This window comes from Streptomyces sp. NPDC090108, assembly GCF_044747185.1.
Lineage (GTDB): Bacteria > Actinomycetota > Actinomycetes > Streptomycetales > Streptomycetaceae > Streptomyces.
In genome coordinates, this window is record NZ_JBIVDQ010000003.1 from 289,579 (window position 1) to 314,175 (window position 24,597).

The window sequence follows — 24,597 nt, forward strand, 5'->3', positions numbered from 1 at the left end:
TACTCCTCCTGCTGCGGCCGTGTGGGGCACGGCCGATGACAGACCGGGCACACGGCTGTGCTGCCCGGGCGAGCTGAGCTGTGCGGGACCGTGCACCCGTGAACAGGACGGGAGGATCTGCGTGCGGGGGGAGAATATGTCAGGGTTGACTCGTCCATGCCAGCCAGTGCGGGGGCAATCGAGGGTTTTCCCTATGACGTGCCGCCGTCCCCCTGCCAGGGTTTGAGGTCCCGCGGACCGCGTCACGGGTGATGCGGGCGGTGCGGGCGGGCCGTGTCGCGGCGAGGTCGTCGATGCCGAGCCGGAACAGCAGCGTTCGGCCTGGCCCGAATGCCTCGCCCGCGGGCCGTCCGCCTGATGGGATCCGGGACATGACTGCATCTGCTGCCGGGGCGAGCCCGGCGACGACGGCTCACGGCCGCGGGGACACGGAAGCCGGCAGTGACGCCGGCTACGGCTACGGCTACGGCTACGGCTGCCGGGAGGCTCGGCGGCGCGGCAGCCGACCGGAGGGGCGGATCGCCGTGTCGGCTCCCCGCCGCGGCGCGGACCGGGGGCGCCACGCCGTCCTCCTCGCGGCAGGGCCGCGGGCCCGGGCGACGGGAGCCGGGGCATGACGGCGCCACCGGTCGCGGACGGCTGGTACGAACTGCACGAGGTGGGAGACGGGGTCGCCCGGATCACCGAGCCGCACGCGGACAAGCTGCTTCGGGCCAACGTGTGGTGGCTGCGCGGAGCCGGCCGCGACATCGTCGTCGACGCGGGCCTCGGTGTCGCCTCCCTGCGCGAGTGGCTGCCGGCGATGTTCGAGCGCGACCCCTTGGTCCTTCTGACCCACGCCCATCTCGACCACGCCGGCGGCGCCCACGAGTTCCGCGAGCGCGCCGCCCACCCGGCCGCCGCCCACGCGCTGGCCCGCGGGGTCGCCGCGAGCCTGCACGGTCCCGAACTCGCCCGCCTGCTCGGCATCGACGCGTCGGAGGATCCCCTGCCTCCTCTGCTGATCGACGCACTCCCCCACCCCGGATACGACCCGCGGGCCTACACCGTCGCGCCCCTGACGGTCACCCGGACGCTCCTGGACGGTGACGTCGTCACCTGCGGCGGGCGGTCCCTGACCGTCGTCCACCTGCCCGGGCACACGCCCGGTTGTGTCACCTTCCACGAGGCGGACACCGGCACGCTGTACACCGGCGACGTGATCTACAACGGTGATCTCGTCGACGACCTCCCCGAATCGGATCCCGCCGCCTACCGCCGCAGCCTCACGCGGCTGTCCACCCTGGACGTGTCGGTCGTCCACCCGGGCCACGGGCGCCCCTTCGGCCGGGAACGGCTGGACGGCCTGCTCGACCGCCATCTGCGCCGGACGGCGCCCGGCGAGAAGGCGGCGCGCAGCATGCGGGCGTAGGACGCGGGCGCGGAGGAGGGCGCACGGGCACGGGGCGGGCGCGCCCGTGCGCAGGGCAGGCACGCGCGGGCACGGGGCGGGCGCGCTCGCGCGCAGGGCGGGGCCCTGCCCAACAGCCCCTGGTCCGGCGATTGTTACCGTGCCTCGCGTGACTGACTCCTCGCGCGACACCGCACAGGGCGCCGGCTGGGGCGTGGCCGAGCCCGGCGCCTACCGGCAGTTGATGCCGGACCACGTCGAGAAACTGTCGTGGCTGAACCCGAAGACGCTGTGGGCGGCCCGGAACGGCGTGGTGGCATCGTGGTTCGGCGACCCCACGGGGCGGACGCGGGGTCGCTGGGTGGCGCGGCGGGCCGCCGCGGGGGCGCCTGCGGACAAGGTGATCCGGCGGGAGGTGCCGGACCGCTTCTCGTTCATGGTGATCGGCGACACCGGGGAGGGCGACGCGTCCCAGTACTGCGTCGTGCCCGGCTTCCTCGCGAGCGGCAAGGACACGGAGTTCGCGGTGATCGCGAGCGATGTCAACTACCCGGTCGGCAGCGCGGACGGCTACGGCACCAAGTTCTTCCGGCCGTACCAGGACTACCCGGCCCCGATCTACGCGATACCCGGCAACCACGACTGGTACGAGGATCTCGGCGCGTTCATGCGCGTCTTCTGCGCCGACACCCCGCCCCTCTCCCCGGAGCCCTCTCCCCGGCCCCTGACGGCCGGCTGGTGGCGGTCGGCGCTGTGGCGCCGGCCGCGGCCGGTGGACGAACAACGCCTCGCCGAGGCACGGGAGTTGCGCGGGGCGCCAGGGCAGCAGGCCGAACAGCCGGGTCCCTACTGGGCGATCGACGCCGGGCCGGTGCGCATCGTCGGCATCGACACCGGGCTGCTGGGCACGATCGACGCCGAACAGGGCGCGTGGCTGCGGGAGGTGTCCCGGGGGCCGAAGCCGAAGATCCTCATCACCGGGTCGCCGCTGTACGTGGACGGCGAGCACCACCCGTGCGCCGTCGAGGGCGGCGGCACGGTCGACGACGTCGTACGCGACCCGGCCCACCACTACGTGGCGGCGATCGGCGGCGACATCCACAACTACCAGCGCTACCCGGTGGACGTGGACGGCCGGACGATCCAGTACGTCGTCTCGGGCGGCGGCGGCGCCTTCATGCACGCCACGCACACCATTCCCCGGGTCTCGGTCGCGAACGTCACCGAGCGGGACTTCCGCTGCTATCCCCTGCGCGGCGACTCGCTCGCCTTCTACAGCCGCCTGTACGGGCGCCGGCTGGGGCTGCGGCGCTTCTTCACGCTCACCGAGTCGGAGGCGACGGCCGTGGTCGCCGAGCGGCTCGGCATCGAGCCGGGGCGCGCGCCCGGCCCGGACGCCCGCGTCACCCGGCGCACCCGGATCGTCGCGGGTCTGCTGGGCACCGGCCGGCGCCCGGACCACCGGCGCCGGTTCCGGCTGCCGGTGCGGAAGATGTACACCCAGCTGTTCTCCCCCGGCTCCGCCACCTACAGCCCGCCGTTCTTCAAGTCCTTCCTGCGGCTGGACGTCACCCCGGAGTCGGTGCGGCTGCGCTGCTTCGCCGCGACCGGCATGCGCGCGCAGGAGACCGATCCGCCGGTCGAGGACGAGGTCGTCATCGCGCTGGGCTGACCGGGCCGGACCGATCACACGGTTGTCACACTCGGCTGCGAGAATCGGACCGACCCCGGAGGGAACTCGCGTACGACCACTGGAGGAGCCCGTGCCGTCCACTCCCCGCCCGCTGCGCAAGCTGGGCTTCCTCACCATCGGCCTGTTCGACGCGGCCGATCCGGGCCGGGGCCACGAGTCCACGCTGGAGATCATCGAGCTGGGCGAGCGGCTGGGCTTCGACAGCGCCTGGGTGCGCAACCGCCATCTGCAGTACGGGATCTCCTCCCCGGTCGCCGTGCTGGCGGCGGCCTCGCAGCGCACCAGCCGCATCGAGCTGGGCACGGCGGTGATCCCGCTCGGCTGGGAGAACCCGCTGCGCCTGGCCGAGGACCTGGCGACCGTCGACATCCTGTCCGGCGGCCGGCTGAACCCGGGCGTCAGCGTGGGCCCGCCGATGCACTTCGAGCAGGTCAAGGAGGCGCTCTACCCGGACACCGCCGACGCGGAGGACTTCGGTCACGAGCGGGTACGGCGGCTGCTGGACCTGGTGCGGGGCAAGCCCGCCGGCGGCTTCAGCGGGGTGGAGGGCTTCGAGGTCTTCTCCGACGTGGTCCAGCCGCACTCCCCCGGGCTGGACCGGCGGCTCTGGTACGGCGGCGGCAGTCTCCGCTCGGCCCGCTGGGCCGGCGAGCACGGCATGAACTTCCTGACGAGCAGCGTCGTCAAGGCCGGGGACGGGGCGGGAGACGGAGGCGGGGCCGGGGCGGGAGACAGGGACGGAGGTGGGGCCGGGGACGGGGACGGCCCGCAGGACTTCACCGCGGTCCAGCTGTCCCACATCCGCGCCTTCCGTGCCGCCCACCCCGACGGCGACGCGGCCCGGGTCTCCCAGGGCCTGGTGGTGATCCCCACCGACTCCGCGACCCCGGAGCAGCGGGCCCGGTACCACGCGTACGCCGCCGGGCGGCTGCCGCGCACGGCGTCGCCGCAGGGCCCCGCGCGGCTGATGTTCGCGCCCGACCTGGTCGGCACGTCCGACGAGATCGCCGGGCGGCTGCTGGAGGACGCGGCGTTCCGCGAGGTCGACGAGGTGGCGTTCGCGCTGCCGTTCACCTTCGGGCACGAGGACTACGTGCAGATACTCACGGACATGGCGACCGGTCTGGGCCCCGCGCTGGGATGGCGGCCGACGGCCTGACCCCGGCCGCCGTACGGCAGCGCCGCCCCCGCGGAGCGGGCGCGGTCACCGGCCGCACGGAGCGTGCGCGGTCACCGGCGTCCGGCGGCGGGTGCGTGCGCGGTCACCGGTGCCGGAGTGCCGCGGGCGCGGTCACCAGCGTCCGGGCTCGGTCCCGACCACGGCCCGGGAGCGCCTGCCGTCGACGCCCACCGGTACGTCACCGGCGAGCATCACCCGGTGCATGATCCGAGGGAAGCCGAGGTGGGCGCTGTCACCGGGCGCGAGGTGGATGGTCGCCCGGTTGTCCCAGAAGGCGACGCTGCCCGGTTCCCAGCGGAAGCGGACCGTGTACTCGGGGCGGACGGCCTGTTCGAGGAGCATCTCCAGCAGGGCGGCGCTCTCGGGGCGGGACACGTCGGCGATCTGCTCCAGGTAGTACCCGTTGACGGACAGCACCCGCTCCCCCGTCTCAGGGTGCACCCGTACCAGCGGGTGCACCGAGGCGACCTGATGGTCCTGGAGGTGACGGAGGTAGGCGTCCTCGCCCGGCCGGGGCTGGTAGCCGACACCGAGCCGGTGTTCGGCGCGCAGTCCGTCCACGAAGGCACGGACCGGAGCGGACAGGCCGGCGTAGGCGGCGGCGAGATTGGCCCAGGTGGTGTCCCCGCCGTACGGCGGCACGGTCTCGGCGCGCAGCACGGTCGCGGCCGGCGGGTCGATCCGGGCGCCGTGGTCGCAGTGCCAGCCGCGCAGCAGGCTGTGCCGGCGCCGGCGCAGCCACTCGTCGTGCTCCATCCCGAACCGGCCGCCCAGTTCCAGCCGGTCGGCGGTGGTCTCCACCTCGGGATGGCCGGCCGGCGAGGCACCGCCGCGCCGGCCCAGGACGACCGGCTCGCCGAACCGGCGGGCGAAGGCGACGTGTCCCGCGTGGTCGAGCTTCTGGCCCCGGAAGAACACGACCTTCCAGCGCAGCACCGCCCGCCTGATGAGCGCGACCACGTCGTCGTCCAGGGGACCCGCGAGATCGGCGCCGGTGATCTCGGCGCCGATGTGCCCGGCCACCGGCCGCACCTCGACGCCGTTCACCCGTTCCGGCCCGGCGGGTTGTCCGGCGCCTGCGCCGTGCTCCTCCCGGCCGGTCTGTTCGGTGGTGGCCCTGTCCGTCGTCATGCGCGCTCCGATGGTCGTCGTACCGGCTCCAGGGAGATCGTGGCAGTGAAGCGGCCCGGCGGCGACAGGGCCTCACGCGGCTCCTCGCCCGGGAGCGGCGCGACGGACCGGCGGGCCGGCGGCGTCACGGATCCGGGACCCGAGGTCCGAGGTCCGAGGTCCGAAGTCCGGGATCCGAGGTCCAGGACCCGGTGCCGCCGGCCCTGGCGGCTCAGGCCTTGGCGGCGCGCAGTGCGGCGAGGGCCCGGTCGGCGTGCGTGTTCATGCGGACCTCGCTGCGGACGACCTCCAGGACGGTGCGGTCCTGCCCGATGACGAAGGTGGCCCGCTTGGTGGGCACGAGGGCGAAGCCCCGCTTGACTCCGAACAGCTCACGGACCGTTCCGTCGGGGTCGGAGAGCAGCGGCATGCCGAGGGTGTGCCGCCCGGCGAACTCCTGCTGGCGCTCCACGCTGTCACCGCTGATCCCGACGGGCTGGGCGCCGGCCTCCGCGAACTCCGCGGCGAGGTCGCGGAAGTGGCAGGCCTCGGCGGTGCAGCCCGGCGAGAGGGCCGCGGGGTAGAAGAACAGCACCACCGGTCCGGCGGCGAGCAGTTCCGTGAGACGCCGTGGGGTGCCGGTCTCGTCCGGCAGCGTGAAGTCCTCGGCCTTCTGTCCGACCTCGATGCGTTCGCTCATGACCGTCACTCTCCGCCGCGGGCCACACGTCGGGCCCACAGCACCAGGGGCACCTGGAGCGGCAGCCGGGCCAGGGCAGCGTTGCGCTGCGGCGCGGGCCGGTGACGCCAGTCCAGGGCCATCTTCACATTGGCCGGGAAGACCCCGACGAAGAAAGCGGCGGCCGCCTTCGCGGCCACCGGGCGCGTCCGGCGCGTGGCGACACCGGCCGCGAGCGCCAGTTCCACGGCCCCGCTGCCGTACGTCCAGGCCCGGGGCGAGCCCGGGAGCAGCGCGGGTACCGTGGCGTCGAACCGGCGCGGCGCGGCGAAGTGGGCGACCCCGGCCGCGGCCAGCAGACCGGCCAGCAACAAGGGTGAGCGTTCGGTGGGCCGGGGCACGTCGTCTCCTCTGATGACCTGCCGCCGGATATTACTCCAGGGTAGACGCGACGGAGATCGCGGGGCGGCCCGCACGGTCCGCGGCCCAGCAATCCGGCCACCGAGGACCGGGCGCGGCCGTAGGGTCCGACGGCACTGCGGCCGGGCGCGGCCGTACGGTCCGGCCGCACAGCGGACCTGGGGCGGACCGGCGCGTGCCGCGGCCCCGGTCCGGTCGCGCGGGCACGGCGGAACGCCCGGCCCGGAACCCCGTGCGCGCGGGGCGTCCGGCGGCGGGCCGTCCCCGGGAACGTCCCGGGCGTCCCACGGGACGCGGGGACGGCATCGCGGGCACCCCCGGCGGCAAGGCTGACGTCGTGATCACGGCTGGTGGTCACGAGAACGACAGCCGGAGGTTTCCATGATCCGACGGACCCTCAAGAGCGGCCTGCTGGCCACGGTCGCGGCGCTCGCCTTCCTGCCCACGGCGGCCGGCGCGGCCCCCGCGGCCGCGGCACCGCAGCCGGTCCCCGTCCTGACGGCCCAGCAGCTCGCCCACGCCCTCCAGGACCCCGCCCAGCTCGTCCGGGTGCGGACGGGACACGCCGCACACCGCGTCCGCCCCGCCCGCCGCACGGCGTGCCGTACCCGCGGCGCGCACCGTTCCGCCTGCCGCACGCACCGCACGCACCGTCGGCTCCACCCGCGCCGCGTCCGACACGTCCTCACCCGGGGACTCGCCTCCTACCGGCCCCTGCCCGCCGCCTACCGCACCCCGGCCCTCCTCGGCCGCGTGAGCACCCACCGCACGCGGCTGAACGTCCGCTCCGGTCCGGGCACCGGCTACCGCGTGACCGGACACCGGCACACGGGCCGGCTGATCGCGCTGTCCTGCCGGACCTACGGCTCCGGGGTGCGCGGCGACCACACCTGGTACCGGCTCGCCGGCCACCGGGGCTACGTCGCCGCCCGCTACGTACGCACCGGGCGCACCGTCCCCTGGTGCTGACGGCCGCCGTTCGTCGTACGACCTGACCGCCGAGGCCTGTCCGGGAGTTCCGTGTCCCGAACAGGCCTTCGGCGTGTCACGCGGATCACCCCCTCATGACCTGTCAGGTGTTGCGGCAGCCCCATCCCCGGGAAGCCATGGGACATCAGGGGCCAAAGCGCCCATAGCGGAATGGGAGTCGAGGGACGCGCCATGCTGCATCCCCGGGAGACGGGCACACCGGAAGAGGACCTGGCGGCGGGCCTGCGCGAGCTGAAGGACCGCACGGGCCTCAGCCTGGCGGCGCTGGCCGCGCGCACCCCGTACAGCAAGTCCGCCTGGCACCGCTATCTGACGGGCGGCCAGCATCCCCCCGCCGCGGCCGTGGAGGCGCTGAGCCGCCTCGCGGGCACGGACCCCGCGGCCGTACTGGCCCGCCGGGAAGCGGCCTGCGCGCCACCGCCGGCCGGACCGGCGGACGAGGGTGCCGCCGCGGCCGGCGCCGGAGAGGCGGGCGGCGGGGAGCGAAGCGGCGCGGCGCACGGCGGCGCGGCGCACGGCGGCACGGGCGGCGAGGCGACGGGCGGAGCGGGCGGCGGCCGGCGCGCCTGGGCGCGGTGGGCGCCGCTGCCCGCGCTGGCGCTGCTCGGCGTGACCGCCGTCGTCGCCCTGCCCGACCGGGTCGGCATGCCCTCCGTACGCGTCCTGGCGGCGGTCCCGCACTGCCACGGGCACGTCTGCCGGGGCGAGTTGCCCGAACAGTCGGCCTGCGCACGCGACGCCCGCACCGAGAGCTCGGTCTCGGGGGCCGCCTACGACGTCCGGCTGCGCTACTCGCCCTCCTGCGGCACCGCCTGGTCGGAGGCGCGCACGCACACCCCGCGGTCGATGGAGGTGTCGGTACGGTCGGGCCAGGACGCCCTGTCGGCCAGTTATCCGGCCGACGGCTCGGCGGGCGGGACCAGCCCGATGCTCGCCGTCCGCTCACCGCGGGGTGTGGAGGCGTGCGCCGAGGCGGCGGGAGAGGTGGCCTGCACGGGGCTGGACGCGGAGCCGGACGGAATGGACGAGGCTCTGTCCGTGAAGTAGCGCCGCCCGCCCACGGAAACGCCCACGGCGACGCCCACGTGCGCACGGAGGCCTGCGGGCGGGGGCGGGCGGGCGGTGGCCCTGCGCGTGCGGGCGAGGGCGGTCGGGCGGTGGCCCTGCGCGCGGGAGAGCAGAGCCGCGCCGGCATCCCGGACCGGACGGCGCCTCACGGGCACGGCCGGGCGTTCCGCCGGGGTCCGCGCGGCCCCGTTCAGGGGAACCGGTGCCGAAAGGCGCGTGCCGGCGGCGCCCGCGGTCGACACCTTCTGCCGTGACCGCCATGACACTGCCGCTCGTCCCGCCGATGCTCGCCACCCGCGGAAGCCTGCCGTCCCCCGCGCAGGACGCGCGATGGGCGTACGAGACGAAGCAGGACGGCCAGCGGGTGATGGTGTACCTGCCCGGTGACGGCACCGTGCTGCTGCGGGCCCGCTCCGGGGAGGACATCACCGGCGCCTATCCCGAACTCGGCGCGCTCGGCGGGATCCTGGGCGGCACCCCTGCCGTGCTGGACGGCGAGGTGCTGGCCCTGGACGAACAGGGGCGCGCCGACTTCCAGTTGCTCCAGGGCAGGATGGGTCTCGCCCACTCCCCCGCGACGGCGGCGCGCCGGGCCGCCCGGGTGCCGGTCCATCTCGTGCTGTTCGACGTGCCGTACCTGGCGGAGCCGCTGCTGAGCGTCCCCTACGCGCGGCGGCGCACACGCCTGGAGGACCTGGGCCTCACCGGTGCCTACTGGTCCACGCCCGCCGCGGTGGTCGGACACGGCGCCGAGGCGCTGCGCGCGACCCGGGAGCACGGCCTGGAGGGGCTCGTGTGCAAGAAGCTGGACTCGGTGTACGAACCCGGGGTGCGGTCCCGGTCCTGGATCAAGATCCGGAACGTGCGCAGCGAGGACGTGATCGTCGGCGGCTGGCTGCCCGGCAAGGGGCGGCTCGCCGGGCTGCCCGGCGCGGTGCTGGTCGGCCGGCGGGACGGTGGCAGGCTGCGGTACGCGGGCCGGGTGGGCACCGGCTGGGACGAGGCGGAGCGTGCCGGACTGGCGGCGCTGCTGCGGGCCGCCGCGAGCGAGGACTGCCCCTTCGACCCGGCGCCGCGGATCCCGGACGCGCACTGGGTGCTGCCCCGGCTGGTCGGCGAGGTCGGTTTCAGCACACGGACCCGGGCCGGTCTGCTGCGGCAGCCGACCTGGCTGCGGCTGCGCCCGGACCTCACGCCGGAGGAGTCGTCGGCCGGCCTTCCCGAGGACGGCGACTGAGGCACGACGACGCCCGTTGGGCAGGGTTTCACTCCTGGGACGCACGGGACGTCTTGGCACCGGGACACTTCACCGGGATGCTGAACTCCCGTACCCCCCACCACAGTTGGAGATTTCCTTGACCTCTCTCACCGCCCGGTTCCGGCGCGGCGGACGACTCACGGCGCTCACCGCGCTCACCGGTGCCGCCGTGCTCGCCGTCGCCTTCCCCGCGGCCGCGTACGCGGGCCCGCCGCCGGCGCTGCCCGTCAGCGCCGAGCCGGACGAGCTGACGTACCAGCCCGCCTTCGACTACGACACGGACGGCTGCTACCCGACGCCCGCGATCGGCACCGACGGCACGATCAATCCGGGCCTGAACCCGACCGGCGCGCTGAACGGCAACTGCCACGACGCCTCGGACCTGGATAACACCAACAGCTACTCGCGCTACAAGTGCAACAACGGCTGGTGCGGCTATCTGTACGGCCTCTACTTCGAGAAGGACCAGGCACTGCCCGGCATCAGCCTCGGCGGGCACCGCAACGACTGGGAGCATGTGGTCGTCTGGGTGCAGGACGGGCAGGTCCGTTACGTGTCGACGTCGAACCACGGCTCCTTCACCGTGCACCCCGCCTCCGACGTGCGCTTCGAGGGCACGCACGCGAAGGTCGTCTACCACAAGGACGGCATCGGCACGCACTGCTTCCGGCTGGCCAACACCAACGACGAACCGCCGGAGAACCACAAGCACACCTGGCAGTACCCGCCGCTGGTCGGCTGGAACGGCTACCCGGCGGGCCTCCGCGACAAGCTGAGCTCCTACGACTTCGGCAGCGCCAACTTCGGCCTGAAGGACGCGAGCTTCGCCTCCCATCTGTCCTCGGCCAAGCCGGCGGGCATCCCCTTCGACCCCAACGCCTGACCCGGCCGGCACCGGCTTCCCCCGGCGGGGCGACGGATGCCGCCCGGGGGACGCCGGTGTGCGGTCCGGCGGCCGCCAGGGTCTAGGGTGTCCCCCATGTCCGTGCCCGAGCTGATCCGCATCGTGTCCCGTGACTCACCGATGGCACTCGCCCAAGTCGAGCGCGTACGCGCCGAGTTGGAGGCGCTGCATCCCGGTGTGCGCACCGAGGTCGTCCCCGTGAAGACCACCGGCGACAAGTGGCTCGGCGACCTGTCCCAGGTCGAGGGCAAGGGGGCGTTCACCAAGGAGGTGGACGCGGCCCTGCTGGCCGGCGAGGCGGACCTCGCGGTCCACTGCGTCAAGGACGTGCCCGCGGACCGGCCGCTGCCCGCCGGCACGGTGTTCGCCGCGTTCCTCCGGCGCGACGACATCCGTGACGCGCTGGTGCACCCGGGCGGTCTCACCCTCGACGCACTGCCGGCCGGCACCCGGATCGGCACCTCCTCGGTCCGCCGGGTGGCCCAGCTGGCCGCCACGCACCCGCACCTGGAGTGCGTGCCCTTCCGCGGGAACGCCAACCGGCGCCTGGAGAAGCTGGCCGCGGGCGAGGCGGACGCGCTGCTGCTCGCGGTGTCGGGCCTGGAGCGGATCGGCCGCGAGGACGTGATCAGCGAGGTGCTGTCCACGGAGACGATGATGCCGCCGATCGGCGCGGGCATCCTCGCCCTGCAGTGCCGGGAGGGCGACACCGAGGTGATCGACGCGGTCAGCGGTCTCGGCGACCCCGCCACGCACCGCGAGGCCACGGCCGAGCGCATGTTCCTGCACGTCCTCCAGGGGCACTGCAACAGCCCCATCGCCGGCTTCGCGCGCGTGGACCACAGCGGCGAACTCTCCCTGCGCGCGTGCGTGTTCACACCGGACGGCAAGACCAGGCTGAACGCCCACGAGTGGGCGGGGCGGCTGGACGCGGCCACGCTCGGCACGTCGGTGGCGGTCGCCCTGCTGCGCCAGGGGGCGCGGGAGATCATCGACGGCATCGCGCACTGACCGCCGTCACGGGCCGCCGGGGCGGCCCGTGACCCGGTGCCGGGTCACGTGACGCGCGCCGCCGGCGCGGGGTGCCGCGGGGCGGGCCGCCGGCGCTGGTCCCGCCGGTCAGGCGGTGCCCGGGTCGGCCTGTTCCTTCAGGAAGGCGGCCACCTGGTGGGTGAGGCTGCCGGGCCCGGCGCTCACCGTCACCGCGGCGGTCGCGGCCTCCTGGACGCCGATGCCGCCGGTCCACAGACGGCGGTCGGCCCACTCGTCGTCGACCCGCAGCTGCACCTGGATGTCGACGTGGCCGAGCGCGGCCTCCGGCGCGGCCGCGTAGAGCACGGCGGTGGCCCGGCGCAGGGGGTGCACGTCGAAGCCCTCGATGAACTGGGAGTTGCGCCAGTCGAGGAACGCGCCCTCCCCGTCGGGTCCGACGCGGACGTCGAGCTGGCCGTCCTCGAGATGGATGCCGTAGTGCCGCGTGCCGCGGTTCTCGACGGTCACCCGGACGGTGAAGTACGCCAGACCGGCGGCGGCCTCGTCGCGTCCGCGCGGCGGCTCGGCCGGCTCCAGACGGTGCACGCGCACCCGCAGGCCCGCGTGCTCGTCGTACTCCTGCCAGTCACCGACCACGTTCGGCTCGTACACGGCGCCCCTCTCGAACTCTCAAGAGGTGCTGTCTATCCGTGTGCTCAGCGCACTGTCAAATGAGCGGAATGCGACGTCGCCAGGCGATTCACCCCCTTTGATCGGCGATCAAGCGCTGCCCAGGAAAAACCCCCGCGGTGGGCCGGCGGCCGGGGCGCGGGGGCGTGCCGTACATCACGTCGGCGGCAAGATCAGCGGGCCAGGCGGCCGAGCAGCGAGGAGGCCGCGGCGATGCCGAGGGCGGCGGCCAGCGCCAGCACGCCGAAATCGAGGCCGAGGTGGGCCGGGGTGCCGAGCAGGAGTCCGCGCAGGGCGTCCACCTGGTAGCTGAGCGGGTTGACCTTGCTGACGGCCTGGAGCCAGCCCGGCATGATCGAGACGGGATAGAGGGCGTTGGAGCCGAAGAACAGCGGCATGGTGATCGCCTGCCCGATGCCCATCAGCCGGTCGCGGCTGAGGACGATGCCGGCGATGGTCATCGACAGGCAGGAGAAGAAGGCGGAGGCGAGGATCACGGCCGCGGCGACACCGAGCAGCCGCAGCGGGTTCCAGGTGAGGGCGACGCCGAGCAGGGCGGCGATGACGACCACGACGACGGCCTGGATCAGCGCCTTGACCCCCGCCGCGAACGCCTTGCCGGTGATCAGCGCCGAGCGCGGGGTCGGCGTGACGAGCAGCTTGTTCAGGATGCCGGCGTCCCGCTCCCAGATGATCTGGATGCCGTAGAAGATCGCGATGAACATCGCGGACTGGGCGATGATGCCGGGCGCCAGGTAGTCGATGTAGGGGATGCCGCCGGTGGGGATCGCGTGGATCCGGGTGAAGGTCTGCCCGAAGATCAGCAGCCACAGGGCCGGCTGGACCGCCCGGGTGTACAGCTCGGTGCGGTCGTGGCGCAGCTTCTGCAGTTCGACGGCGCACATGGCGACGACCCGGGCGGGCAGCAGCCGCCAGCCGGAGCGCGGGCGGGGCGGGGTCAGCAGCAGGGAGGCCGGGGCGGTCACGGCGCCGGGGTCAGCCGACACGGCGGGCGGTGCGGCGGGTGCTTCGGACATCGCGGAAGTCTCCTCCTGAACGGTCCCGGTCGCCGAGGCCGCTGCCGGCGACCTCGCGGAACACGTCCTCGAGCGTGGGCAGGGTGTCCGTCTCCCGGCGTTCGGCCAGGCCCCGGCGCAGCTCGGCCGGGGTGCCCAGGGCGCGGACGCGGCCCCGGTGCATGAGGCCGACCCGGTCGCAGTACTGGTCGGCCTCGTCCATGTAGTGGGTGGTGACCAGGACGGTCATGCCGGTGGCGGCGCGGACGGCGTCGATGTGCGCCCAGACGCTGGTGCGGGCGATGGGGTCCAGGCCGATGGTGGGCTCGTCGAGAATCAGCAGCCGGGGCGCGCTGACCAGGGCCTGGGCGAGTTCGAGGCGGCGGACCATGCCGCCGGAGTAGGTGCCGGCCAGCCGGTCGGCGGCATCGGTGAGATCGACGGCGGCGAGCGCCTGGGCGACCCGCTCGGCGCGCTCGCGGCGCGGCACGTCGAAGACGCGGGCGAAGAGGGCGACGTTCTCGCGTCCGGTGAGTCCGCTGTCGGCGGACAGCTGCTGCGGGACGTAGCCGAGCAGGCGGCGCACCGCCATGCGTTCCCGGGCGGCGTCGTGGCCGAAGACCCGGACCGTGCCCGCCGGCACGGGGAGCAGGGTGGTGACGCAGCGGATGGCGGTGGTCTTGCCGGCGCCGTTCGGACCGAGCAGCCCGAACACCTCGCCCTCGCGGACGTCCAGATCGAGTCCGTCGACGGCGTTGGTGTCACCGAAGGCGTAGGTGAGCCGTGTGCAGGAGACGGCCGCACCGGCCGTGGGGGCGGGGGCGGGGACACCGTCGCGGGTCATGGCGCCGTCGGGGGCGGTGGCGCCGTCGGGGGTGGTCGTCATTCTTCCTCGGCCTCCTCGTGCAGGGCGTCGGCCAGCTTGCGCAGGGCCGGGAGCGCGGCGCGCAGGGCTTCGCGGTCGGCCTCGTCGAGCCGTGAGAGCTGCCCGGTGACCAGCTCGGCGCGGCGGTGGCGCCAGGCCTCCAGGCGGGTGCGGGCGGCGTCGGTGAGCAGCAGCCGGGCTGCCCGCCGGTCGGCCGGGTCGGTCTCGCGTATCAGGTATCCGTCCCGGACGAGACGGTTGACCAGGGTCGACACGGAATTCCCCGCCAGACGCAGTTCACGGGCGGCGTCCGAGACGCTGGCGCCGGGACGCCCCTCGACCATGCGCAGCAGTTCCGCCTCGGCGCCGCGCAGCCTGGGCCCCGTGAGACCGGCCCGCAGCCGGCGCCGGATCAGCCGCGGGATGCGGACCAGCGCGTCGGCGAGTTCCTCGGCGAGAGGTGCGGTGTTCACCCTTCGAGATTATCTCTGTCACAGAGGTAATTACCTCAAGAGCGGGTCAAGGGCGCCACCGGTCGGAGCGGAGAGCAGGGACAAAAGCCGCAGAGCGGGGCATTTGTTTTGATTCACCCTTCCGGGGGAATTATTACGTCGTGCTTCGGCCAGGAGGCACGTCCGTGGGAGACCGGTGCCGACCGGGCCCCGAGCTTTCTGTGCCGGGTCCGAGCGCTCCCTTCCCACGGCGACTGTCGGTCTCAGCCGAGGGAAGTAAGCACGATGCCTGTCACTGGCTGCACGAAGCCCCATCCCCATGACGACGCCCCCGACACGGCCGAGTCCTTCGCACGGCTCGCCGCACTGCCGCAGGGGCCCGCGCGCCGTGCGCTGCGGGACGAGCTGGTCCGCCTGTGGCTGCCCATGGCCGAGCGGATCGCGGTGCGGTTCCGCGGCCGGGGCGAGTCCCTGGAGGATCTGTACCAGGTCGCCGCGCTCGGCCTGGTGAAGGCCGTGGACCATTTCGATCCGGCGCGCGGACGGGCCTTCGAGGCCTACGCGGTGCCGACCATCACCGGCGAGATCAAGCGCCACTTCCGGGACCACATGTGGACCCTGCACGTGCCGCGCCGGGTGCAGGACCTGCGGAACCGGGTGCGCGGCGCCATGAAGGAGCTGGCGCAGACCACGCCCGGCCGCGCCCCCACCGTCGCCGAGATCGCCGCGCACACCCGGCTCACCGAGGACGAGGTGCGCACCGGCCTGGAGGCCCTGGAGTGCTTCTCGGCGCTGTCCCTCGACGCGGAGGTGGCCGGTACGGACGGATACGCGCTGGGCGACTCCCTCGGGGAGCCGGATCCCGGGTACGACCTCGTGGTGGACCGCGCGGCCGTCAAGCCGTGCCTCGCGGCCCTTCCCGAGCGGGAGCGCGTCATCCTCTATCTGCGCTTCTTCCGGGGCATGACGCAGAGCCGGATAGCCGAACAGCTCGGCATCTCGCAGATGCACGTCTCGCGGCTGCTCAGCGGCTGCTGCGACCGGCTCCGGGCCGAACTCCTGTCGGACAGCAACTGAGCTTCAGGGGTGGTTCCCCGTAGGGGCACCATGGGCACCGTCCGCCGTCGCTTCGGGCGAGGACGGGGTGACGGCGGGCAGAATCTGTTCTCCGCCGGGGACCTGTACGGGCCCGTGCCGGTCGAGCGCGCTCTCCAGCTCCGCGCGGATCTCGGGCGCGATGTCACCCCGCCGGCCCCAGACGAGGATCAGCTCCGCGATGGTGCGCAGCTTGATGTTGGTGTGCTGGGAGACCTCCTTGAGCACCTCCCACCCCTGGTCCGGGGAGATCCGGCCGAGGGCCACCATCATCCCGATCGCCTGGTCGACGACGGCGTGGGAGGTCACGGCCTCCTTCAGCTGGTCGACTTCCGTCCGCAGCTCGGTGATCCGTTCCGGCTCGCTGTCCGCCATACATCCATGCTGCTCACTCGCCTGGCCCCTTGCCACCGGGGTACTCGACAGGCACCCCACCCCCTTCCGGTTGGACACTGGTCGCAGAGCGGTGGCCGCCGGGCCCCGAGAGCAGGACGCGACCGCAATGACCCATGAGACCCCTCCCCGCGGTGAACCGAGGAAGAACAAGGAGACCGTCTCCACCCACTCCGTCTTCGGCGCCCCGTGCTGGGTGAGCCTGACCAGCCGGGACCGGCAGACCACCCAGGACTTCTACACGGCCGTCCTGGGCTGGCGATGGCGCAGTGCCAAGCTGGGCGACCACTTCCGGATCGCGCTGGCGGGCGGCGTGCCGGTGGCCGGGATCGCGGCCGTCGCCGACATGTGGCAGATGGCGGTGGCCTGGACGCCGTACTTCGCGGTGCCGGACGCCGACGTAGCCGTGGCCCGCGCCCGCGAGCGCGGCGGTACGGCCGCGGTCGGGCCGCTGTCCTTCCCGCCCGGCCGGGCGGCGCTGCTCGCCGACCGCGACGGGGCCACCTTCGGGATCTGGCAGGGCGAGCTGGTCTCCAACTGGGAGACGTGGCGCCGCGCGGCCCCGACCTTCATCCGGCTGCACACCCGCAACGCCTTCGACTCCGCGATCTTCTACGGCGAGATCCTCGACTGGGCCTCCGGGAAACCGGGGTGCTGCGAGGTGGAGTACGAGGGCGGCGAGGTGGTCCTGCGCAGCCGGGGCGACGTGGTGGCGCGCATCGACTCGGGCGCGGCGGAAGCGGCTCCCGACCCCTCCGTACGCCCTCACTGGCAGGTTCATTTCACGGTGGCCGACGTGTCGGCCTGCGCCCGCGCCGCCGAGAAGCACGGCGGCAGCGTGCTGCTGGAGGAGGAGCAGGACGCGATCCTGCGGGACCCCGACGGGGCCCAGTTCACGGTGACCTCGCGCCACACCCGCTGACCGCCACGCGCGCCGACCGCCGCCGGCCGCCACGCCGGCGTCCCGCGCGGCGGCCGCCACACCCCCGGCGCGGCGATCACGCGCAGGGGCCGGCCGGGCTCGGCTCCCGGTCCCCTGCCGCTGCCCCTGCCCCTGCCCCTGCCCCTGCCCCTGCCCCTGCCGCTGCCGCTGCCGCGCAGCATGCCCCACGCGGGCCGCGAAAACAGGTCACCGCCCTCGCGCGGAACGCTCGCGAGGGCGGTGACCTGTGCCGTGTCGTCGGCGGGGCGGAGCCGGGCGCTATCTCCTGTTCGCCCTCCCGCCGGACTTCCCGCCCCGCTTCCCGGCGGACCGCCCCTTCGCTCCCCCGCCCGTCCTGCCGGACGCGCGCCCCGCCGCCCGCACGGGCGGCGTCCCGAGCGACGGACGGGACAACACGATCAGGCTCCGGGCCTCCACACGCAGGTGGGTGCCGGCCTTGTGCTCACGTTCGTCGGGAATGCCGTCGGACTCGGCGGTGTCGATCAGGGCGGTCCAGCGTTCGCCGTAGGAGGCGTCGGGGAGCCGGAAGTCGACGGGCTCCCAGTAGCCGTTGAGGAGCAGCAGGAACGAGTCGTCGACGACGCGGCGCCCGAAGGAGTCGCGTTCGGCGATGGCGTCCCCGTTGAGGAACGCGCCGACGGTGTGCGCGTCGCCGCGCTGCCAGTCCCGGTCGGTCATCTCGCGGGCGTCGGGCCGCAGCCAGGTCAGGTCGGGCAGCCGCTGCTGCGGGTTGGTCGCGGTCTCGCCGCGGAAGAACCGGCGGCGGCGCAGCACGGGGTGCCCGGCGCGCAGGCCGATGACGTAGCGGGTGAACCCGGCGAGCGTGCGCTGCTCGTCGGTCAGGTCCCAGTCGACCCAGGAGACGTCGTTGTCCTGGCAGTAGGCGTTGTTGTTGCCCCGCTGGGTGCGCCCGAGTTCGTCGCCGTGCGACAGCATCGGTATGCCCTGGCTCAGCAGCAGCGTGGCGAGGAGGTTGCGCTGCTGGCGGGCGCGGAGCGCGAGAACGGCGGGGTCGTCGGTGTCGCCCTCCTCCCCGCAGTTCCAGGACCGGTTGGTGCTCTCGCCGTCCCGGTTCCCCTCGCCGTTGGCCTCGTTGTGCTTGTCGTTGTACGACACCAGGTCGCGCAGGGTGAAGCCGTCGTGCGCGGTGACGAAGTTGACGCTCGCGCGCGGCCGGCGCCTGCTGTGCTGGTACAGGTCGGAGGAGCCGGTGAGCCGGGAGGCGAACTCGCCGAGCGAGCCGGGTTCGGCCCGCCAGAAGTCCCGTACGGCGTCCCGGTAGCGGCCGTTCCACTCCGACCACAGCGGCGGGAAGTTGCCGACCTGGTAGCCGCCCTCACCGAGGTCCCAGGGTTCGGCGATGAGTTTGACGCGGCTGATCACCGGGTCCTGCTGGATCAGGTCGAAGAACGCCGACAGCCGGTCCACCTCGTGGAACTGCCGTGCCAGCGTGGCCGCGAGGTCGAACCGGAAGCCGTCGACGTGCATCTCGGTGACCCAGTACCGCAGCGAGTCCATGATCAGCTGGAGCACGTAAGGGTGCCGCATCAGCAGGCTGTTGCCGGTGCCCGTGGTGTCGTAGTAGTGCCCCCAGTCCCCGTCGACGAGCCGGTAGTAGGAGGCGTTGTCGATGCCGCGGAAGGACAGCGTGGGGCCCATCTCGTTGCCCTCGGCCGTGTGGTTGTAGACCACGTCCAGGATGACTTCCAGGCCCGCGGCGTGCAGCGCCTTCACCATCGCCTTGAACTCGTCGACCTGCCGGCCGCGCGAGCCGTGGGCGGCGTAGCCGTTGTGCGGGGCGAAGAAGCCGATGGTGTTGTAGCCCCAGTAGTTGGACAGCCCGCGGTCCTGGAGGACGCCGTCCTGCACGAACTGGTGGACCGGCATCAGCTCGACGGCGGTCACACCGAGCGAGGTCAGGTGCCCGGTGATCGCGGGGTGGGCGAGACCGGCGTAGGTGCCGCGCAGCCGCTCGGGGACCTCCGGGTGGGTGCGGGTCATGCCGCGCACATGGGCCTCGTAGATGACCGAGTCCGCGTACGGCCGGTTCGGCGGGCTGTCGTCGCCCCAGTCGAAGTGCGGGTCGGTGACCACGCCGAGCATCGAGTGCCCGGAGCTGTCGCCCGGCGACGGGCCGTCGGCGGCGTGCTCGTAGAGGGAGGCGTGGTTGTCGATCTGGCCGTCCACCGCCCGCGCGTACGGGTCGAGCAGCAGCTTCCTGGGATTGCACCGGTTGCCGAGGGACGGCTGCCAGGGCCCGCGCACCCGGAATCCGTAGCGCTGTCCGGGCCCGACTCCGGGCAGGTGGGCGTGCCACACGAACCCGTCGACCTCCTGGAGGGCCACAGGGGTCTCGGCGCCCGCGTCGTCGACCAGGACGAGGTCCACCCCCTCGGCGACCTCGCTGAACAGGGCGAAATTGGTGCCCTGCCCGTCGAAGGAGGCGCCCAACGGGTAGGGGTGCCCGCTCCACACGGGCACCCCTTGCCGGGACTTCCGCGACGTCACCGGGCCCCCTCCAAGGCGCCCTCCAGGATGTCGTCGAGGACGTCGTCCAGGGGCGTGGCCGGCGCGGCCACGGAAGCGGCCCGCAGCGCGCGCGGCACTTGCAGCACCTGGCGCAGGCTCGGCGCCGGGGCGATCGGCACCAGCGGGACGCGCTGCCCGGCGCGGGCGCGCTGGGAGAACCAGATGATCTTGCTTCCGGTCTCCGTGGCACAGCAGCCCCAGCCGTCGCTCATGGCGGCGATGTCGGCCAGGCAGGCCCGCAGGTCCTGGTCGGGGCGCAGGTCCCGGTCGTCGCCGCCGACGGCGGTGATGAGGTGCTGGCCGTTCCACCACATCTCGATCGACGTGGCCTTGTCGGTGGCGTGCTGGTCGATGGCCCGGAGCAGCAGCTCGGCGCCATGACGGACGGGGACCACCAGGTTCTCCAGGTCCCAGTAGCGCAGGTGGGCGGCCAGGATGCGGCTGACCTGTCCGACCCGTTCGGGGCTGACTTCCACGTCGAGGTGGTAGTAGCAGGGCACTGCGGTCTTCATCGTCGCTTGCTCCTCACCGGCGAAGCTTCCGGTGCCGCGCCCCGCCGGGAGGGATCCCGGACACGTAACGTGAGCGTCGGTTGCTTCTGAGTCACCTCCACCCTGCGGTCGCTACGCCATTCGTGCAACACGAGCATCACGAACGGCCGGGTCGTTGAAGGTCCAACAGGACGTTGTGTGTCCATACGTGCACCATGAGTGAAAGCCTCGATCGCCGTAACGGTTCCGTGCCCCTCCCTGCGCGGACGCCACCCGACCGTCGGGAGCGCGAACCGGTCGAGAGCGTGGAAGGTGAATGAGGGCCATGCTGCTACCCGCCAAGGCCGAAGTGGCCCGGCAGTTGCGGCGTTACCGGGCATGGGAGCGCGAGATGCTCGCCTCGCCCCACGACCGCACGGTCCGGGTCACCTTCGAGGACTCCGGCTACACGTTGTGTGTGCTGATGGGAAAACGCTGTGCCCGCGAGGCCGCGGACGCGGCCGAGCGGTATCTGCGCTCCACCCTGGCCGGCTACCTGCGCGAGCAGGACGGCCGGCCGCAGCCGGGCCGGGCGGCCCGACGCGCGCCGCCTTCGGAGCGGCGTTCCACGGCGCCAAGCCCCTGAGCTGGCACCGTTCATGGCGTTCCCCGCGGGACGGCGACGGCCGCCCCGTTTCTCGGATCGCGAAGCCGGGCCCGGTGCCCGGCTTCGCGCACGGCGGAGGTGAGATGCATGCGCAGGACCCCGGCTATCGGCCGCGTACCGGTACGTGATGTCCGGCCGGCCGTGGAGTGTGGCAGGCGCCCGGCGAAGGCGGTGACCGGAGAAACGTTCCAGGTCACCGCCACGGTGTTCCGTGAGGGACATGACGCCGTGGGCGCCAATGTGGTCCTGCGCGATCCGAAGGGCCGGCGCGGCCCGTGGACCCCGATGCGCGAACTGTCCCCCGGCAGCGACGTCTGGGGTGCGGAGATCACCCCCGACGCCACGGGCCGCTGGACGTTCCGGGTGGAGTCCTGGAGCGATCCGCTGCGGACCTGGCGGCACACCGCGGACGTGAAGATCCCGGCCGGCATCGACGTCGGCCTGGTCCTGGAGGAGGGCGCCGAGCTCTACGAGCGCGCGGCGGCCGGAGTGCCCAGGGGGCCGGAGCGGGTGCTGGTCCTCGCCGCCGCCACGGCCCTCGGGGACGACACCCTGGAAGTGGCGGACCGGCTGACGGGTGCCCTGTCGCCCGAGGTGGCGGAGGTGCTGACCCGGTTCCCGCTGCGGGAGCTGGTCACGGCCTCGGACGCGATGCCGCTGCTCGTGGAGCGGGAGCGTGCCCTGTACGGGTCGTGGTACGAGTTCTTCCCGCGCTCGGAGGGGACGGCGGAGCAGCCGCACGGCACGTTCCGGACGGCGGCCCGGCGGCTGAAGGCGATCGCCGACATGGGCTTCGACGTGGTGTATCTGCCGCCGGTGCATCCGATCGGCACGACGTTCCGCAAGGGCCGCAACAACACTCTGGACGCCACGCCGGACGATGTCGGTGTGCCGTGGGCGATCGGCTCTCCCGAGGGCGGTCACGACGCGATCCACCCCGATCTGGGCACGCTCGACGACTTCGACCACTTCGTCGGCCGGGCACGGGAGTTGGGGCTGGAGGTGGCGCTCGATTTCGCGTTGCAGTGTTCGCCCGACCATCCGTGGGTGCAGAAGTACCCGGAGTGGTTCCACCACCGTCCGGACGGGACGATCGCGTACGCGGAGAATCCGCCGAAGAAGTACCAGGACATCTATCCGGTCGCGTTCGACGCGGACATGGACGGGCTGGTCGCGGAGACCGTGCGGGTGCTGCGGCACTGGATGGAGCACGGGGTGCGGATCTTCCGCGTCGACAACCCGCACACCAAGCCGGTCGTGTTCTGGGAACGGGTCATCGGCGAGATCAACGGCGCCGACCCGGACGTCATCTTCCTGGCGGAGGCGTTCACCCGCCCGGCGATGATGCACACCCTCGCGCAGGTCGGTTTCCAGCAGTCGTACACGTACTTCACCTGGCGCAACACCAAGCAGGAGCTCACCGAGTACCTGACCGAGCTGTCGGGCGAGGCCGCGGCCTACATGCGGCCGAACTTCTTCGCCAACACCCCCGACATCCTGCACGCCTACCTCCAGCACGGCGGCCGCCCCGCGTTCGAGATCCGCGCCGTCCTCGCCGCGACGCTGTCCCCGTCCTGGGGCGTCTACAGCGGCTACGAACTGTGCGAGAACACCGCGCTGCGGGAGGGCGGCGAGGACTACGCCGACTCGGAGAAGTACCAGCTCGTCCACCGCGACTGGGAAGCCGCCGCACGCGAGGGCCGCACCATCGCCCCCCTCATCACCCGCCTCAACACCATCCGCCGGAACCATCCCGCGCTACAGCGCCTGCGGAACCTCCGCTTTCATCAGACCGACAACGACTCGGTGCTCGCCTACAGCAAGAGCACGGGCACGGACACGGTCATCGTGGTCGTCAGCCTCGACCCGCATCACACCCAGGAGGCCACGGTCTCGTTGGACATGCCGCAACTCGGCCTGGACTGGAACGCTGCCCTGTCCGTGCACGACGAACTGACAGGGGAGACCTACCACTGGGGCAGGACCAACTACGTGCGTCTCACGCCCGGCGAGGCGTCGGCGCACGTGCTCCACGTCGGGCGTGAGACGCCCCAGATCGGAGGGCCCGCAGCCTCATGACTGTCAACGAACCCGTGCTGGACACTTTCGAGGACACTCCCGCCAAGGACCGGGACCCGGAGTGGTTCAAGCGCGCCGTCTTCTACGAGGTGCTGGTCCGCTCCTTCCAGGACAGCGACGGTGACGGCGTCGGCGACCTCAAGGGCCTGACGGCCCGGCTCGACTACCTGCAATGGCTCGGAGTCGACTGCCTGTGGCTGCCGCCCTTCTTCAAATCACCCCTGCGTGACGGCGGTTACGACGTCTCGGACTACACCTCCGTACTCCCCGAGTTCGGCGACCTCGCCGACTTCGTGGAGTTCGTCGACGCCGCCCACCAGCGCGGCATGCGCGTCATCATCGACTTCGTCATGAACCACACCAGCGACCAGCACCCGTGGTTCCAGGAGTCCCGCAAGAACCCCGAAGGTCCCTACGGGGACTACTACATGTGGGCCGACGACGACAAGCAGTACGAGGACGCCCGGATCATCTTCGTCGACACCGAGGCCTCCAACTGGACCTTCGACCCGGTGCGCGGCCAGTACTTCTTCCACCGCTTCTTCTCGCACCAGCCGGACCTGAACTACGAGAACCCGGCCGTGCAGGAGGAGATCCTGGCCGCGCTGAAGTTCTGGCTGGACCTCGGCATCGACGGGTTCCGGCTCGACGCGGTCCCCTATCTCTACGCGGCCGAGGGCACCAACTGCGAGAACCTTCCCGCCTCGCACGCGTTCCTCAAGCGGGTCCGGCGCGAGATCGACGCGATGTACCCGGACACCGTGCTGCTGGCGGAGGCCAACCAGTGGCCCGAGGACGTGGTCGACTACTTCGGCGACTACGCCACCGGCGGCGACGAGTGCCACATGGCCTTCCACTTCCCCGTGATGCCGCGCATCTTCATGGCCGTACGGCGCGAGTCCCGTCACCCGGTGTCCGAGATCCTGGCCAAGACCCCCGCCATTCCGTCGAACTGCCAGTGGGGCATCTTCCTGCGCAACCACGACGAGCTGACCCTGGAGATGGTCACCGACGAGGAACGCGACTACATGTGGGCGGAGTACGCCAAGGACCCGCGGATGCGTGCCAACATCGGCATCCGCCGCCGCCTCGCACCCCTGCTCGACAACGACCAGAACCAGATCGAGCTGTTCACCGCGCTGCTGCTCTCCCTGCCCGGCTCGCCGATCCTCTACTACGGCGACGAGATCGGCATGGGCGACAACATCTGGCTCGGCGACCGCGACGCGGTACGCACCCCGATGCAGTGGACCCCCGACCGCAACGCGGGATTCTCCTCCTGCGACCCCGGCCGGCTGTTCCTGCCCACGATCATGGACCCCGTCCACGGCTACCAGGTCACCAACGTCGAGGCCGCCATGTCCTCGCCGTCCAGCCTGCTCCACTGGACCCGCCGCATGATCGAGATCCGCAAGCAGAACCCCGCCTTCGGACTGGGCTCGTTCACGGAACTCCCCTCCTCCAACCCGGCGGTCCTGGCGTTCCTGCGGGAGTACGAGGACGACCTCGTGCTGTGCGTGCACAACTTCTCCCGGTTCCCGCAGCCGACCGAACTCGACCTGAAGACCTACGACGGGCGGCACCCCGTCGAACTGATCGGCGGGGTGCGCTTCCCCGCGATCGGCGAACTGCCGTACCTGCTCACCCTCGCGGGACACGGCTTCTACTGGTTCCGGCTCACCCGAGTCGCATCCCGCATCGGCCGCCGCCGCTGAGGCCCCGGCGCCGAGGAAA

The 24,597-nt window shown here is 72.8% G+C and carries 23 protein-coding genes; 13 read left to right on the forward strand and 10 right to left on the reverse strand.

Annotation, left to right across the window (positions count from 1 at the left end; genetic code table 11):
* The first annotated feature begins 613 nt into the window (after positions 1–613).
* The 3 genes from ACIPRD_RS11420 to ACIPRD_RS11430 all read left to right on the forward strand — a co-directional run bounded on the left by ACIPRD_RS11420 (position 614) and on the right by ACIPRD_RS11430 (position 4,242).
* Positions 614–1,411, forward strand: a complete 798-nt coding sequence (locus ACIPRD_RS11420; RefSeq protein WP_401562298.1) for an MBL fold metallo-hydrolase — start codon at positions 614–616, stop codon at positions 1,409–1,411.
* Between the two features lie 148 nt (positions 1,412–1,559).
* Positions 1,560–3,062 carry a metallophosphoesterase gene (locus ACIPRD_RS11425; protein WP_356403012.1) on the forward strand — a complete coding sequence of 501 codons (1,503 nt, stop codon included), beginning with the start codon at positions 1,560–1,562 and terminating at the stop codon, positions 3,060–3,062.
* A gap of 91 nt (positions 3,063–3,153) precedes the next feature.
* Positions 3,154–4,242 (forward strand): LLM class flavin-dependent oxidoreductase, encoded by a 1,089-nt coding sequence (locus ACIPRD_RS11430; RefSeq protein ID WP_401562300.1) that lies wholly within the window; start codon positions 3,154–3,156, stop codon positions 4,240–4,242.
* A 132-nt stretch (positions 4,243–4,374) separates the two neighbouring features.
* Here the strand turns inward: ACIPRD_RS11430 and ACIPRD_RS11435 are convergent, their stop codons facing one another.
* The 3 genes from ACIPRD_RS11435 to ACIPRD_RS11445 form a co-directional block, all read right to left on the reverse strand.
* Complete coding sequence (locus ACIPRD_RS11435; RefSeq protein ID WP_401562301.1) at positions 4,375–5,394, reverse strand: TauD/TfdA dioxygenase family protein; 1,020 nt, start codon at positions 5,392–5,394, stop codon at positions 4,375–4,377.
* Positions 5,395–5,605: 211 nt separating this feature from the next.
* Entirely contained in the window at positions 5,606–6,073 is a 468-nt protein-coding gene (locus tag ACIPRD_RS11440; protein WP_356403021.1) for a peroxiredoxin, read from the reverse strand.
* A gap of 5 nt (positions 6,074–6,078) precedes the next feature.
* The gene (locus ACIPRD_RS11445) at positions 6,079–6,453 is read right to left on the reverse strand and encodes a hypothetical protein (RefSeq protein ID WP_401562303.1); all 375 of its coding nucleotides are present in this window, start codon (positions 6,451–6,453) and stop codon (positions 6,079–6,081) included.
* Between the two features lie 400 nt (positions 6,454–6,853).
* Between ACIPRD_RS11445 and ACIPRD_RS11450 the strand changes: the two genes are divergently transcribed.
* The 5 genes from ACIPRD_RS11450 to hemC all read left to right on the forward strand — a co-directional run bounded on the left by ACIPRD_RS11450 (position 6,854) and on the right by hemC (position 11,703).
* Entirely contained in the window at positions 6,854–7,441 is a 588-nt protein-coding gene (locus ACIPRD_RS11450; protein WP_356403027.1) for a hypothetical protein, read from the forward strand.
* Between the two features lie 192 nt (positions 7,442–7,633).
* Positions 7,634–8,509 carry a DUF2690 domain-containing protein gene (locus tag ACIPRD_RS11455; RefSeq protein ID WP_401562305.1) on the forward strand — a complete coding sequence of 292 codons (876 nt, stop codon included), beginning with the start codon at positions 7,634–7,636 and terminating at the stop codon, positions 8,507–8,509.
* Between the two features lie 280 nt (positions 8,510–8,789).
* Positions 8,790–9,767 carry an ATP-dependent DNA ligase gene (locus ACIPRD_RS11460; RefSeq protein WP_401563163.1) on the forward strand — a complete coding sequence of 326 codons (978 nt, stop codon included), beginning with the start codon at positions 8,790–8,792 and terminating at the stop codon, positions 9,765–9,767.
* 118 nt (positions 9,768–9,885) lie between these two features.
* Complete coding sequence (locus ACIPRD_RS11465) at positions 9,886–10,671, forward strand: NPP1 family protein (RefSeq protein WP_401562307.1); 786 nt, start codon at positions 9,886–9,888, stop codon at positions 10,669–10,671.
* A 96-nt stretch (positions 10,672–10,767) separates the two neighbouring features.
* Positions 10,768–11,703, forward strand: coding sequence for a hydroxymethylbilane synthase (hemC, locus tag ACIPRD_RS11470; protein WP_401562309.1), 936 nt, complete (start codon positions 10,768–10,770; stop codon positions 11,701–11,703).
* A 108-nt stretch (positions 11,704–11,811) separates the two neighbouring features.
* Here the strand turns inward: hemC and ACIPRD_RS11475 are convergent, their stop codons facing one another.
* The 4 genes from ACIPRD_RS11475 to ACIPRD_RS11490 all read right to left on the reverse strand — a co-directional run bounded on the left by ACIPRD_RS11475 (position 11,812) and on the right by ACIPRD_RS11490 (position 14,708).
* The gene (locus tag ACIPRD_RS11475; RefSeq protein WP_401562310.1) at positions 11,812–12,336 is read right to left on the reverse strand and encodes a hypothetical protein; all 525 of its coding nucleotides are present in this window, start codon (positions 12,334–12,336) and stop codon (positions 11,812–11,814) included.
* A gap of 191 nt (positions 12,337–12,527) precedes the next feature.
* A complete protein-coding gene (locus ACIPRD_RS11480; protein ID WP_401562312.1) occupies positions 12,528–13,391 on the reverse strand; it encodes an ABC transporter permease in 864 nt (287 codons plus the stop codon).
* Positions 13,351–14,214, reverse strand: a complete 864-nt coding sequence (locus ACIPRD_RS11485) for an ABC transporter ATP-binding protein (protein ID WP_401563165.1) — start codon at positions 14,212–14,214, stop codon at positions 13,351–13,353. Before ACIPRD_RS11485 ends, ACIPRD_RS11480 begins: the two co-directional genes overlap by 41 nt.
* Before the next feature lie 38 nt (positions 14,215–14,252).
* Positions 14,253–14,708 (reverse strand): MarR family transcriptional regulator, encoded by a 456-nt coding sequence (locus ACIPRD_RS11490; protein WP_356403044.1) that lies wholly within the window; start codon positions 14,706–14,708, stop codon positions 14,253–14,255.
* A gap of 264 nt (positions 14,709–14,972) precedes the next feature.
* On the opposite strand from ACIPRD_RS11490, the gene ACIPRD_RS11495 reads away from it, so the two are divergent.
* A complete protein-coding gene (locus ACIPRD_RS11495) occupies positions 14,973–15,764 on the forward strand; it encodes an RNA polymerase sigma factor SigF (RefSeq protein ID WP_356403047.1) in 792 nt (263 codons plus the stop codon).
* Positions 15,765–15,767: 3 nt separating this feature from the next.
* Here the strand turns inward: ACIPRD_RS11495 and ACIPRD_RS11500 are convergent, their stop codons facing one another.
* Entirely contained in the window at positions 15,768–16,157 is a 390-nt protein-coding gene (locus ACIPRD_RS11500) for an ANTAR domain-containing protein (RefSeq protein WP_401562314.1), read from the reverse strand.
* A gap of 127 nt (positions 16,158–16,284) precedes the next feature.
* Here ACIPRD_RS11500 and ACIPRD_RS11505 point away from each other — a divergent pair, with 127 nt between their 5' ends.
* The gene (locus tag ACIPRD_RS11505; protein ID WP_356403050.1) at positions 16,285–17,097 is read left to right on the forward strand and encodes a VOC family protein; all 813 of its coding nucleotides are present in this window, start codon (positions 16,285–16,287) and stop codon (positions 17,095–17,097) included.
* Between the two features lie 279 nt (positions 17,098–17,376).
* Here ACIPRD_RS11505 and glgX read toward each other — a convergent pair whose 3' ends face one another.
* Together glgX and ACIPRD_RS11515 are read right to left on the reverse strand one after the other, a co-directional pair.
* Entirely contained in the window at positions 17,377–19,626 is a 2,250-nt protein-coding gene (glgX, locus tag ACIPRD_RS11510) for a glycogen debranching protein GlgX (RefSeq protein ID WP_401562316.1), read from the reverse strand.
* Entirely contained in the window at positions 19,623–20,159 is a 537-nt protein-coding gene (locus tag ACIPRD_RS11515) for a pep a2 (RefSeq protein WP_356403056.1), read from the reverse strand. The genes glgX and ACIPRD_RS11515 overlap by 4 nt, the downstream gene beginning before the upstream one ends.
* A 304-nt stretch (positions 20,160–20,463) precedes the next feature.
* On the opposite strand from ACIPRD_RS11515, the gene ACIPRD_RS11520 reads away from it, so the two are divergent.
* From ACIPRD_RS11520 to treS, 3 genes are all read left to right on the forward strand, one after another.
* Positions 20,464–20,763 (forward strand): DUF5133 domain-containing protein, encoded by a 300-nt coding sequence (locus tag ACIPRD_RS11520; protein ID WP_356403059.1) that lies wholly within the window; start codon positions 20,464–20,466, stop codon positions 20,761–20,763.
* A gap of 108 nt (positions 20,764–20,871) precedes the next feature.
* Complete coding sequence (locus ACIPRD_RS11525; protein WP_401562319.1) at positions 20,872–22,863, forward strand: alpha-1,4-glucan--maltose-1-phosphate maltosyltransferase; 1,992 nt, start codon at positions 20,872–20,874, stop codon at positions 22,861–22,863.
* Positions 22,860–24,578 carry a maltose alpha-D-glucosyltransferase gene (treS, locus tag ACIPRD_RS11530; RefSeq protein ID WP_401562321.1) on the forward strand — a complete coding sequence of 573 codons (1,719 nt, stop codon included), beginning with the start codon at positions 22,860–22,862 and terminating at the stop codon, positions 24,576–24,578. Before ACIPRD_RS11525 ends, treS begins: the two co-directional genes overlap by 4 nt.
* Positions 24,579–24,597: the final 19 nt, after the last annotated feature.